The sequence below is a fragment of the Bacillus sp. YBWC18 genome (assembly GCF_002998775.1).
Classification (GTDB): Bacteria; Bacillota; Bacilli; order Bacillales; family Bacillaceae; genus Bacillus.
Map to the genome: position 1 here is coordinate 408458 of NZ_PVRI01000002.1, position 12598 is coordinate 421055.

Genomic DNA, 12598 nt, shown 5'->3' on the forward strand with positions numbered 1-12598 from the left:
AACATTCAAATCATCCGGCCGGTGGACCGGATGATGCAGACCGTTATGTTTTCGGTTGATCGGCAGGCGTTTCAGATGAAGAAGCGTGCTTTCTTTTTTCTTCTTCAATTAATACTCTGCGCAAAATCTTCCCGACGGCTGTTTTAGGCAGTGATTCTTTAAATTCATACACGCGTGGTACTTTAAATGAGGCAATTCTCGTCCTGACAAAGCGATCAAGTTCGTCCTCTGTTAAGTAGGCATCCTTTTTCGGCACAATAAATGCTTTCACTGTTTCTCCTCTGTACGGATCTGGAATACCTGCGACGACGACTTCTTGTACAAGCTCATGCTCATAAAGGGCTTCTTCGACCTCTCTTGGGTAAATATTATAGCCGCTCGCTATGATGACATCTTTTTTCCGGTCGACGATATAGAAAAAACCGTCCTCATCCATATACCCTATATCTCCGGTGAAAAACCAGCCATCTCGTAATACAGCCGCTGTCTCCTCTGGCTGATTCCAGTATCCCTTCATGATCTGCGGCCCTTTGACAATGATTTCTCCATGCTCATATGGTTCTTTTAGGCCTCCAGTTTCCTCGCAATAAATACCGGCATCTGTATTAGGCCACGGACAGCCAATGCTGCCTGTTTTGTTCGCTCCCCATAAAAAGTTAGCATGGGTGACGGGTGAGGTTTCTGAAAGTCCATACCCTTCCACTAAGCGTCCTCCTGTTAATTTTTCAAAGCTTTGTTTGACTTCTACAGGAAGTGCCGCTGAGCCGCTTAGACATGCAGTGATGGACGACAGGTCATACTTTTCAATGTTCGGATGATGCAGCAAGGCGATATACATTGTTGGTGCGCCTGGAAATAGTGTCGGTTTCTGTTTTTCAATGGTTTTGAGGGTATCTGCGACATCAAAGCGTGGAAGAAGAATCAATTGATGCCCTTCTTTGACAGCAAGGTTTAAGACGGTCGTCATTCCGTATACATGAAAAAACGGAATGATGCCAAGGATGCGTTCTTTCCCCCTGGTCGTTTTGTACATCCAGGAAGCGCACATTTCAGTATTCGCTAAAATATTTTCATGTGTGAGCATGACCCCTTTTGGTAAACCGGTCGTTCCGCCTGTATATTGCAAAACAGCGACATCCTCTTTCGGCTCAAAGGCAAGTGCGGGAATTTGCTGTTCACCTGCCGATTCTTTCGTGATCTGCGAGAAGTGATGAATGGTGTCATTTTTCTCCACTTGGATGACCATTTTATTTTTTCTTCTTTGCACAATAGGAAACAGTATGTTTTTCGGGAATGGTAAATAATCTTGTAGTTTGGTAATGATTAAGTGTTCTATACTTGTCAGCGCTTTCATTTTATAAGCCTTTGGATACAACAGATCTAGCGTGATCAGCACTTTGGCGCCGCTGTCCTCCATTTGATATTCCAGTTCTTTCTCCGTATAAAGCGGGTTTGTTTGAACAACGATGCCGCCTGCTATTAAAACAGCATAATAAGAAATGACCGATTGAGGGCAGTTCGGCAGCATGATCGCTACTCTGTCGCCTTTTTTTACGCCAATTTTCATCAGATGACTGGCTAGTTTCAATACGTCTTTTTGCAGCTGTTCATAGGTGATGTTCTTTCCTAGAAAATGAATGGCTGTATGCTCAGGTGCAGCCTCTGCGGAGCTGAATAAGTAAGATTGTAATGTTTCATTTGGGATGGTGAGTTCGTGGGGAATTTGATTCGGGTAATGCAGAAGCCAACGTTTATCTGACTGCATAAAAACCCTCCTTCCTGAACTTTCGTACTATTTTATTATAGCAAACTTTTCCTTAGGACAGTTTGCTTTTTTCTAATAGAGCTTGGTTCAATTGCACACGTTTACTTTTTCGCCGGTGTTTCTATAGAGGCTCTTTTTCCTTCATGATGCCACTGTTCATATAAACCGCCGATTGCACGAAATGACTCGTTGACTCTTTCCACGATCTGTTGATGGATACTAGGGTCATTCGGTAAATGCGTCTGGATGTTGTCGACTTGATGCTTCCTCATCATGTCAATGTAAACCGTGAGAAAAATGGTGTCTTCTAAAATCCAGTAAATAACTTCATCCGCCACTTTTGTTCTTTTATGCAGCATTTTCATCCCTCGTTCATATTGAATGAGGATATAACCACTCGAATCGATCTGAATATAGGGACTCAAATCATCAAAAAATCCTGACGTTTGAAATGGACGTGCAATATACGGTTCGTATATGTCTCTTGGAAGGGATGTCATTTGAAGACAAGTATCAATGCGCTTGATCAGTTCGTCTTTTTGCAGAATGTGCTTCATGTCATTCGCCGCCTTTGATGAGATAAAAGCTGCCAAGGGGTTCCCTGACAGCTTTCTAACGTTGTTTTTTTCATTTCACAGGAACAGATAAACGGCACCAATGACCGCAAAAGTGCAGGCAACTACGATTAATACTTTTGCTAGCTTTTCCATGTCGTCTCCTTAAATGCCGGCTGCTACTACGTAAGACAGCCCAACTGAAATGATGAGTGAAATAAACCCGACCGCTCTATTATCATTTTCAATCTCTTTGTCTACTTTAAATCGCGGTGTTAAAAATTCAAAAATGAAATAGCTGACAAGCAGCATCACAAAGCCGTATACGCCCCATCCAACCATTTGAAGAAGGGAATTGTGCTGTGCGATGGAATGCTGAAACACATTCGCAATCCCAAAGATCTTCCCGCCTGTTGCCATAGCAACAGCTAAGTTCCCCCGCTGGATCTCTTCCCAGTTTTTATAGGAGGTGACGAGTTCAAAAATGGTTAGAAATAAGACGAGACATAGGACGGCCACGCTGTAATAGGCGGCAATTTCCACAAGTTCATTTTCCCAAAAGGCTTTCATGCGTTTTCTCCTTTTTACTTTAATTCGACGATGGTGACGCCTGATCCTCCCTCACCTTGTTCGCCAAAACGAGCATTTTTCACACTTCGGTGCTGTTTCAGTAATTCCTGAACCCCTTTTCTGAGGGCGCCAGTTCCTTTTCCGTGAATAATCGACACGCGCGGATAACCAGCTAATACAGCATCATCTAAATATTTTTCGACTCTGCTTAAGGCATTTTCATAACGCTCTCCTCTTAAATCGAGCTCAAGCGAGACATGATAGTCTTTCCCTTTGACTGCCGTGATGGCTTTTTCTTGCTTAAATTCAGGTGCTGATTTGATAAATTCCATGTCTTTTTCTTTTACCTTCATTTTCAGAATGCCCATTTGGACACTCCATTCTTTGTCACCTGTTTGTTCAAGCAGCGTTCCTTTTTGCCCGAAGGTGAGCACTTTGACTTCGTCGCCTGACTTCAGCTGTCTTACTGCTTTTTTCGCTGGCTCTGGCTTTTTCTTCCGGTCAAACTCAGGGACCGCTTCTTCAAGACGCTTTCTCGCATCGATGAGTTCATGCTCTTTGAATGAGCGGTGCTCACTTTTTATCGAACGCAGCTCTTGAATGATATCTTCTGCTTCTTTTGATGCTTGTTCAATTTTCTCTTTCGCTTTATGTTCAGCTTCTTCGAGCAGTTTGTCCTTTTGCTCATTCCATTCAAGAATTTGTCTTTGCAATTCTTTATGAAGCTTTTCTGCTTCTTTTCTATAGACTTCTGTCTCATGCAGTTCTTCTTCTGCTTGTTTCTTGCTATCTTCTAATGACGCAATCATTTGGTCTACTTCATTATGCTCTGCATGCATATCTGCTTTTGCCCGGTCTATGAGGTGGTCAGGCAAACCAAGACGTTTGGAAATTTCAAATGCGTTACTTCGTCCAGGCACACCGATGAGCAGGCGGTACGTTGGTGATAAAGTTTCAATGTCAAACTCCACGCTTGCATTCGTGACGCCTTCCCGGTTATACCCATATGCCTTCAGCTCGGGATAATGAGTCGTTGCGATGACGCGTGCATTCGTTTGATGCACTTCATCTAAAATGCTCATCGCAAGTGCCGCACCTTCAGCTGGGTCTGTTCCTGCCCCTAATTCATCAAATAACACGAGTGAGTTAGATGTCAAATGCTTTAAGATATCTACAATATTGACCATATGAGATGAGAACGTACTCAAGCTTTGTTCAATGGACTGTTCGTCTCCAATATCAGCAAAGACTTGGTCGAACACAGCCACTTCAGAGCCTTCTTCAACTGGAATATGGAGGCCCGCCTGTGTCATCAGCGTCAGAAGACCCAGCGTTTTTAAAGTAACTGTCTTCCCCCCTGTATTTGGTCCAGTAATCACGATCGTTGAAAAATCTTTGCCGAGCTCAATATCATTTGCGACAACTTGATCCCGAGGCAATAGAGGATGTCTTGCTCGTTTTAAATAGATCTCTCCTTGATCATTCACAGCAGGCTTTGTGGCTTTTTCTGCCTTTGCATATTTAGCTTTAGCAAAAATAAAATCTAGCGTCTGCAGCTCCTTTACATTGTGAAGCAGTTCCCCAATGTGCTCTGACACGCTCTCTGTCAGCATTTGGAGGATCTTTTCAACCTCTTGCTTCTCTTTTAAACGGGTTTGCTGCAAGGTGTTATTTACATCCACGACCACTTGCGGCTCAATAAAAAGTGTTGCCCCAGATGATGATTGGTCATGAACAATTCCGCCGTAATTCGAGCGGTACTCTTGTTTCACCGGAATAACAAACCGATCATTACGAATGGTGACAATTGTGTCTGACAGCATTTTCGAAGCCGATTGTGAACGAATCATCGATTCTAATTTATCACGAACCTTTGATTCTAGTGAGCGTAATTGAATGCGCAATGAACGAAGTGCAGGGGTTGCATGATCAAGCACTTCTCCATTATCACCAATACAGCTTTCGATTTCTTTTCTGATTTCAGGCAGTAATATCAGCGTCTCAGCATATGTATGAAGGCGCGGTATGTCTACTCCATCTTCATACATGGACGTGAGAAAGTGCTTCATATTTTTCACCGCATATAATAGTCCTGCGATTTCCATCAGCTCAGATGGGCTTAATGTACTGCCGATTTCTGCCCGTTTAACTGCGCGTCTAATATCCGTTAACCCGCCAAATGGCGCAGACCCCTTTAAGCGAATCACATCTTGTGCTTCTGCTACCTCTTCCAGCAAATGCTGAATGGTTTCTATATCCGTCAGAGGTGTTAAATCCTGCGCTCTTTCTTTTCCTAATGTGGATGCGGTATAGGACATCACTTTTTCTTTTACTTTATGAAATTCTAATGATGCTAACACTTTTTGTTGCAGCATGGTCCAGCCTCCTAACGACTACCTGTCACGCGTTAAAAACTTTTTGATCTCGTTTAGAGTAAAAGTATTCACGACATTTGCTTTTGGTGTCCAGCCTTTTCTTGCAGCTGTTACACCGACTTCCATATGTTCCAGCATGGCGATGTTGTGCGCATCTGTATTGATCATGATGTGCACACCCGCTTCATTTGCTTTCATTAAATGCTCTGTTTTCAAATCAAGTCTTGACGGATTACTGTTGAGCTCAAGTGCAGTGCCCGTTTTCTTCGCAAGCTCTATGAGCTGATCTATATTTAGGGCATAGCCATCCCGTCTGCCGATCAAACGGCCTGTTGGATGTGCAATTAAATCGACATGCTGATTTCGCAAGGCATTTTCAAGGCGTTCCATAATGACTTCCTCCGGCTGAGAGAAGCTAGAATGAATAGACGCAATGACAAAATCCATGTCTTTTAAAAAGTCATCATCATAATCTAACGATCCATCCGGCAGGATATCCATTTCGACCCCTTTGAAAATGTGAAAATGCTCGAATTCCTTATTAAGCTTGTCAATTTCTTTAGCTTGCAGACGCAAACGTTCTTTTGTTAAACCGTTGGCTACTTTTAAATATTGCGAGTGGTCTGTAATGGCCATGTATTCATAGCCTTTTGCGATACATGCTTCCGCCATTTCACGAATAGAGAATGCTCCGTCACTCCATGTCGAGTGCATATGAAGGTCGCCTTTGATATCTTTCAGTTCTACAAACTGCATACTTTCTTTATACGTATCAATCTCCGCTCCGGTTTCACGAATTTCTGGCGGAATGAGCGGAAGTTGAAAATGCGCATAAAAAGCGCTCTCGTCTTCAAACGTTTTCACTTCTCCAGTTTCAATCGTTTCCACACCATATTCGCTAATGCGCTCTCCGCGTTCCTTCGCAAGCTGACGCATTCGAATATTGTGATCTTTTGATCCAGTGAAATGGTGCAGCGTAGTCGCGAATTGGTCTGATGTCACAAGCCGAAAGTCCACACTGATCTCAAAATCAAGGGCAAGAATGACAGATACCTTCGTATCACCGCTTGCGATGACATCTTTCACATCATCAAGTGCAACGAGCTGCTCTCTGACTTGCTCAGGATCATCTGTCGCAATGATATAATCTAAATCTTTCACGGTTTCACGTGCACGTCTTAAACTGCCAGCTCTTGAAAAACGGATGATACCTTTCGTCTCTTCAAGCGCATGATCAATCCGCTCTGCCACATCTAATGCAAAGCCAATTGGCAGTCGTTCCGGCTGCTTTCCCGCTTCCTCAAGAGCCGCGAGAATCTTTTCTTCTGTTTTTTTGCCAAAGCCAGCAAGTGCTTGTACCTTTTCCGCTTCGCATGCTTCTCTTAGCGACTGTGCATCGTGGACGCCAAGCTCTTGGTAAAGCTTAGCGATCTTCTTCCCGCCAAGTCCTGGTAATTTTAAGAGCGGGACAAGTCCTTCAGGCACTTCCTTTTTTAATTGTTCGAGTGTTTCTGATTGTCCTTTTTCAATATACTCAGTGATCACAGCAAAGGTTCCTTTTCCAATGCCGGGTAATGCTAATAGATCATCTATTTGAGAAAGGCTGCGGTCATCTTGTTCCAGTGCCGCCGCTGCTTTACGAAAGGCAGAAATCTTAAAAGGATTATCTCCTTTCAGCTCCATATATACTGCAATTGTTTCAAGAAGTTTGATAATATCTTTTTTATTCATCTCTCATCCTCCAGCCGCTTTGGCATCTTCCTTTATAAATATACAAACTTTTCCTTCATCCTACAACTTTCTGTCATGGAATGAGAAAAAACTTCTCCAAGAAAGGAGAAGTTTTTAAACTCCATACGTCGTCCATAAGTCTTTGACAAGACTGGACAGATAAGGGGTGTTGCCTACGATCACATCTGCTAATATGGATTTGCTCATCATTGTTTGCAGTGCATCGACTGGAAGTAATGCAGCGACAAACAAGAGAATAAACACAAATAGATAGGTTTCAAGAAATCCTAAAACACCGCCAAGCAGTTTGTTGACCTGCTTAATCACAGGTATACTTGCAATGGTTGTGAGCAATCCGCCAATGATGGCGAGCAGGATTTTGGTCAAGATAAACAGAATGATAAACGCAATGGTATTATAATAAGCTGTTTCTAGATTCCCACTAAAGAAAGCGAGCTGCGCTTGACCGCCGCTAAAATTAGGCGCTGGAATCCACGTAAGCTGTGGTGCAAGTGACTGATAAAACATGGAAGCCACTAAGATAGAAACAACAAAGCTGATCAATTTAATCAATTGAAGAATAAACCCACGTTTTAGACCGACAAGCGTTCCCATAAGAAGCAAAAACAAAATGATGATATCGATCACGGTAATTTCATTCCTTTTCTTTAAGCTGAATCTCTAGTTTTTCGTATTGCTCTTTTAATTTCAAGTAGTCGTGGACGACATTGACTGCTGTCAGTACAGCTAATTTGTTTATATCAAGGTATGGATTTTTTTCATTTATTTCTCTCATTTTATCATCAACAATTGAAGCAACGTGTCGCATATGCATCTTCGTTTCTTGACCGATGATCGTATAGGACTGTCCGTAAATCTCAACTGTTGTTTTCGTTTTACCGCCGTCAGACAACGTTTCTCCTCCATTCCACGAGAATCCTAGTCTCTATCATAACATGTTTAGACATTGAATGGAAAGACGAGCCCTTCCCTGTTATGGTACACTTTAGAAATCAATGATATCAAGGTAAAAAGGAGTTATCCACTGTGCCCCAATCCGTCTTAAAAGCAACATCAGAAGACCTTAAAAAGATGAAGAGCGCGTATGCGCACCACTTAACTGATACTTTACCACCAGGCGCCCTTTTTCAAGCAAAGGTTCCTGGCTGTACGATTACAGCCTATCGATCTGGAAAAGTGCTGTTTCAAGGACAAAAGGCAGAAGCTGAAGCCAGTCAATTCAGCCATTTAAAAGCAGCTGATACGAAAAGTCAAAAAGCACCTGCTGTCACAAAATACAGTCCGCCGTCAGGAATTGCTTCTATGTCCGTCATCGGTTCAGATGAAGTAGGAACAGGTGATTATTTTGGACCAATGACGGTCTGTGCCGCCTATGTTGATGCCAGCCAGCTTGCTCTCATGAAAGAGCTTGGCGTAAAAGACTCAAAAGGTCTAAAGGACCCGCAGATTATCAATATTGCCAAAGATCTCATCAAAACCATTCCGTTCAGCCTTCTCGTGCTCCGAAATGAAAAGTACAATGCGATGCAGGAAAAGGGCATGAGTCAAGGAAAAATGAAGGCGCTGCTTCATAACCAAGTCATTACCTCTGTGCTAGAAAAACTAGACGGGAAGCAGCCCGAAGCTATTTTGATTGACCAATTTGCAGAACCGGGCATTTATTTCAAGCATCTTGCAGGGAAAAAAATCATTCGGGAGCGGACGTACTTTAGCACAAAAGCAGAAGGCATTCATTTGTCAGTTGCTGCGGCTTCCATTATTGCAAGGTACGCCTTTTTAATTGAAATGGATAAGTTGTCAAAAGCAGCAGGCTTTGACATTCCAAAAGGAGCCGGTCCTCATGTGGACAAGGCGGCAGCGAAGCTCATCAAGCTGCACGGCGAAGATGCTTTACGTCAATTTACAAAGCTGCATTTTGCCAACACACAAAAAGCGAAAAAATGGTTATAAAAAAGAGCTAAGGCCCATAAGGCCATAGCTCTTTTTTTCTTTAACCGCGCAAGACGGCTTGATACGTATCTTCTAATGCTTTCAATACTTTTGTATGAACAGCCGTCACTTCTTCCTCTGTCAATGTTTGCTCCGGATTTAAATATTGGAGAGAGAATGCAACGGATTTTTTGCCTTCTTCCATATGTTCACCCTCATACACATCAAAGACGGATAGGTCTGTCAATAAATCCCCGCCTGCCTCATAGATGACCCGCTCCAGCTGTCCGCTTGAGATATGCTGATCTACAACGAGTGCAATATCTCTTGTCACAGCAGGGAATCTCGGAATCGCTGTATATTTCATATCCTTCGATTCAGACGTCATCACATCTGTTAAATCAAACTCGAAGACATATGTTTCTTTTAAATCTAATTCCTTTTCAATGACTGGATGGAGAGCAGCAACAAACCCAATGACTTTTCCATTTAAATGAACATCTGCTGTACGACCTGGATGAAGACCCTCACGCTCTGCTTGAACATATGTGATTTGGTCTGATACACCAAGCTTTTCAAATAGACCTTCTGCAATTCCTTTCGCTACATAAAAATCAACGGCTTTTTTCTCGCCCTGCCAAAGATTTTTGTGCCATAAGCCTGTCAGCGCTCCAGCGACATGCTCTTTTTCCACTGGTTTTTCTCCTTCAGCTTCTGCTAAGAACACAGAACCCGTTTCATAAAAGCCAAATGAATCAGCTTGTCTTGCCAAGTTATATGCAACAGAATCAAGTAAGTTTGGCAGAAGACTTTGTCTGAGCACACTTCGTTCTTCACTCATTGGCAGGGAAAGCCTCGTTTTATAAGCTGGATTCAGTGCAAAAGCTGTAGACTTATGCTGATTTGTCAATGAATACGTGATCGCTTGAGAAAGACCTGCGCCTTCTAAGAAACGTCTAACCTTCCTGCGCTTCACTTGATACGGCGTGAGACCGCCAACTGTACCAGCTGTCGCAGGCAGTGTAGACGGAATATTATCATAGCCGTATAATCTGGCAACTTCTTCAATGAGGTCTTCTTCAATCGTGATATCCATTCTACGAGAAGGAACCGTTACGACAAGAACGTCATTTGATTCGCCCACTGTAAAACCAAGTTTGTTGAAAATTTGCATCATATCTTTTTTTGAAATGCTCATGCCAAGCACCTTATTCACACGCTCAGTTGATACGTGGATGACATTCATACTTGCTTCAAGGTGGTTTTCCTCCACAGTCCCGCTTAGCACTTCACCACCTGCATAGAGACTGATCAATTGCGCTGCTCTTTCGGCTGCAGGTTTTGTACGCTGCGGGTCAAGTCCTTTTTCAAATCGTGTGCTTGATTCACTGCGAAGCCCTAAGTCTCTAGATGCTTGACGGACCGTTTGACCGTTGAAATATGCCGCTTCTAAAAGAATCGTTGTCGTCTCATCACGCACCTCAGATTCAAAACCGCCCATGACGCCTGCTACAGCGTGCGCTTTCGTCCCATTAGTGATCACTAGATGCTTTGATGACAATGTACGTTCTTGTTCATCCAGTGTTTGAATGATTTCGCTATCAGACGCTTTACGTACGACCACCTGCTTTGAACCAAAGCGGTCATAATCAAATGCATGAAGCGGCTGACCGTATTCAAGCAGTACAAAGTTTGTAATATCGACGACGTTGTTAATTGGTCGAATGCCTGCATTCATCAATCTTGTTTGAATCCAAAGCGGTGCTGGTCCAACCTTTACATTTTTAATGATCTTCGCTGCATACAGTGGATTTGCTTCTTGATCCTCAATTTTCACAGAGATATAGTCTGCTACTTTTTCTGAAGAGGTGTCATGTGCTGTATCAGGAAGTTTGATGTCTCTCCCTAAAATGGCTGCAACCTCATAGGCCACACCGAGCATATTCAGGGCATCCGCACGGTTTGGTGTTAAACCAAGCTCAAGTACCGCATCGTCTAATTGAAGTGCCTGAAGAGCATCATCTCCGGGTTTGACGTCATTTGGGAAAACAAAAATGCCTTCTGCATATTCCTTTGGTACGAGTTTGCTTTCTACGCCTAATTCTTGCAGAGAACAAATCATGCCATGAGACTCTTCGCCACGCAGCTTTGCTTTTTTAATTTTAAAGTTCCCTGGAAGGACTGCGCCAACCGTTGCGACGGCCACATATTGTCCTTTATCCACATTCGGAGCCCCGCAAATAATTTGCACTGGAGCGTCTTCGCCGATATCAACAAGACATTTGTTTAATTTATCCGCATTTGGGTGCTGTTCACGCTCAATGACATGTCCAACGACAACCCCTTTAATGCCTTCTCCTTTATATTCAACGGCTTCCACTTCAATTCCGCTTCTTGTGATCTTTTCTGCTAATTCATCCGGCTGAATGCCTTCTAAATCGACATAGTCTTCTAACCATTTATATGAAACAAACATGTTGATTTCCTCCTCTTAGTCCTGCTTGAATTGCTTTGTGAATCTAATATCATTTGTGTAGAAATGGCGAATATCATCAATGCCGTATTTTAGCATCGCAATACGTTCAACACCCATTCCAAAAGCAAAGCCTTGGTAAGTTTCTGGATCAAATCCGCTCATTCTCAGGACATTTGGATGAACCATCCCTGCTCCTAAAATCTCAATCCAGCCTGTTCCTTTACATACTGAACAACCCTTTCCGCCGCATTTAAAGCAAGACACATCGACTTCGACAGATGGTTCTGTGAATGGGAAAAAGCTTGGACGGAGTCTAATTTCACGATCTTCACCAAACATTTTTCTTGCGACTGTCTCAAGCGTTCCTTTTAGATCACTCATGCTAATATTGTGATCGACAACAAGCCCTTCAATCTGCATGAATTGATGTGAATGAGTTGCGTCATCACTGTCTCGTCTATATACTTTCCCAGGGCAGATGATCTTCACAGGACCTTGTCCTTTATATTTTTCGAGTGTACGTGCTTGAACTGGTGACGTTTGTGTTCTCATCAGTGTATCCTCGGTAATATAGAAGCTGTCCTGCATATCACGTGCTGGATGCTCCTTTGGAAGATTCAGCGCTTCAAAGTTATAATAATCCGTTTCCACCTCAGGACCTTCCTCAACGGTATAGCCCATACCAATAAATAAATCTTCAATATCTTCGACAACAATCGTTAATGGATGTCTTGCCCCCATTTTGATTGGACTTGCTGGCAATGTAACATCGATCGTTTGAGACGCAAGTTTCTTCTTCACTTCTTCTTTTTCCAGCTGCTCATTTTTTTCAGCAATAGCATTTGCAATCTGCTCTCTTACTTCGTTTGCGAGTGCGCCCATTTTCGGTCTTTCTTCTGCGGAGAGCTTGCCCATTCCACGAAGCACCTCTGTGATCGGGCCTTTTTTCCCTAAATATTGAACACGAATATCATTAACTTCTTTGAGCGAGCTAGCTGCTTCAACCTTCGCTATCGCCTCTGTTTCAAGCTGTTTTAACGTTTCTTGCATGAGTGTAATCCTCCTTTTGATATACAAAACCGCCTGGATAAACGGCTGTTTGATCGTTTGAAGACAATAAAAAACCCGTCCCTCTAAAAAAGAAGGGACGAGTTGTGGTCGCGGTACCACCCTTGTT

Annotated in this window: 10 protein-coding genes; 1 reads left to right on the plus strand and 9 read right to left on the minus strand. The window is 42.9% G+C overall.

Annotated features, from left to right (window positions below; all coding sequences use genetic code 11):
- Positions 1 to 43: 43 nt before the first annotated feature.
- From C6348_RS08380 to zapA, 7 genes are all read right to left on the minus strand, one after another.
- Positions 44 to 1765, minus strand: a complete 1722-nt coding sequence (locus C6348_RS08380) for an AMP-binding protein (RefSeq protein ID WP_106036946.1) — start codon at positions 1763 to 1765, stop codon at positions 44 to 46.
- Between the two features lie 101 nt (positions 1766 to 1866).
- The gene (locus tag C6348_RS08385; protein WP_066030575.1) at positions 1867 to 2322 is read right to left on the minus strand and encodes an immunity 63 family protein; all 456 of its coding nucleotides are present in this window, start codon (positions 2320 to 2322) and stop codon (positions 1867 to 1869) included.
- 162 nt (positions 2323 to 2484) lie between these two features.
- Positions 2485 to 2889 carry a DUF350 domain-containing protein gene (locus tag C6348_RS08390; protein WP_007501637.1) on the minus strand — a complete coding sequence of 135 codons (405 nt, stop codon included), beginning with the start codon at positions 2887 to 2889 and terminating at the stop codon, positions 2485 to 2487.
- Between the two features lie 14 nt (positions 2890 to 2903).
- Positions 2904 to 5261 (minus strand): endonuclease MutS2, encoded by a 2358-nt coding sequence (locus C6348_RS08395; protein ID WP_034662047.1) that lies wholly within the window; start codon positions 5259 to 5261, stop codon positions 2904 to 2906.
- Positions 5262 to 5282: 21 nt separating this feature from the next.
- Complete coding sequence (gene polX / locus C6348_RS08400) at positions 5283 to 6995, minus strand: DNA polymerase/3'-5' exonuclease PolX (protein WP_106042611.1); 1713 nt, start codon at positions 6993 to 6995, stop codon at positions 5283 to 5285.
- A 114-nt stretch (positions 6996 to 7109) separates the two neighbouring features.
- The gene (locus C6348_RS08405) at positions 7110 to 7643 is read right to left on the minus strand and encodes a CvpA family protein (RefSeq protein WP_034661786.1); all 534 of its coding nucleotides are present in this window, start codon (positions 7641 to 7643) and stop codon (positions 7110 to 7112) included.
- A 7-nt stretch (positions 7644 to 7650) separates the two neighbouring features.
- Positions 7651 to 7908: a cell division protein ZapA gene (zapA, locus tag C6348_RS08410; RefSeq protein ID WP_012010831.1), complete on the minus strand. Its 258-nt coding sequence runs from the start codon at positions 7906 to 7908 to the stop codon at positions 7651 to 7653.
- A 179-nt stretch (positions 7909 to 8087) separates the two neighbouring features.
- Between zapA and rnhC the strand changes: the two genes are divergently transcribed.
- Positions 8088 to 8966 (plus strand): ribonuclease HIII, encoded by an 879-nt coding sequence (rnhC, locus tag C6348_RS08415; protein WP_045210067.1) that lies wholly within the window; start codon positions 8088 to 8090, stop codon positions 8964 to 8966.
- Positions 8967 to 9006: 40 nt separating this feature from the next.
- On the opposite strand, the gene pheT is transcribed toward rnhC, so the two are convergent.
- On the minus strand, positions 9007 to 11421 hold the full coding sequence (pheT, locus tag C6348_RS08420; protein ID WP_106042613.1) for a phenylalanine--tRNA ligase subunit beta: 2415 nt from the start codon (positions 11419 to 11421) through the stop codon (positions 9007 to 9009).
- 15 nt (positions 11422 to 11436) lie between these two features.
- Complete coding sequence (pheS, locus tag C6348_RS08425; protein WP_106038053.1) at positions 11437 to 12471, minus strand: phenylalanine--tRNA ligase subunit alpha; 1035 nt, start codon at positions 12469 to 12471, stop codon at positions 11437 to 11439.
- Positions 12472 to 12598 lie beyond the last annotated feature (127 nt).

Bases quoted from the DNA above. Each gene is read 5' to 3' on its own strand.
- C6348_RS08385 (WP_066030575.1), bottom strand. From the start codon at position 2,322: ATGAAGCACATTCTGCAAAAAGACGAACTGATCAAGCGCATTGATACT.
- polX (WP_106042611.1), bottom strand. From the start codon at position 6,995: ATGAATAAAAAAGATATTATCAAACTTCTTGAAACAATTGCAGTATAT.
- pheS (WP_106038053.1), bottom strand. From the start codon at position 12,471: ATGCAAGAAACGTTAAAACAGCTTGAAACAGAGGCGATAGCGAAGGTT.
- pheT (WP_106042613.1), bottom strand. From the start codon at position 11,421: ATGTTTGTTTCATATAAATGGTTAGAAGACTATGTCGATTTAGAAGGC.
- C6348_RS08380 (WP_106036946.1), bottom strand. From the start codon at position 1,765: ATGCAGTCAGATAAACGTTGGCTTCTGCATTACCCGAATCAAATTCCC.
- C6348_RS08390 (WP_007501637.1), bottom strand. From the start codon at position 2,889: ATGAAAGCCTTTTGGGAAAATGAACTTGTGGAAATTGCCGCCTATTAC.
- rnhC (WP_045210067.1), top strand. From the start codon at position 8,088: ATGAAGAGCGCGTATGCGCACCACTTAACTGATACTTTACCACCAGGC.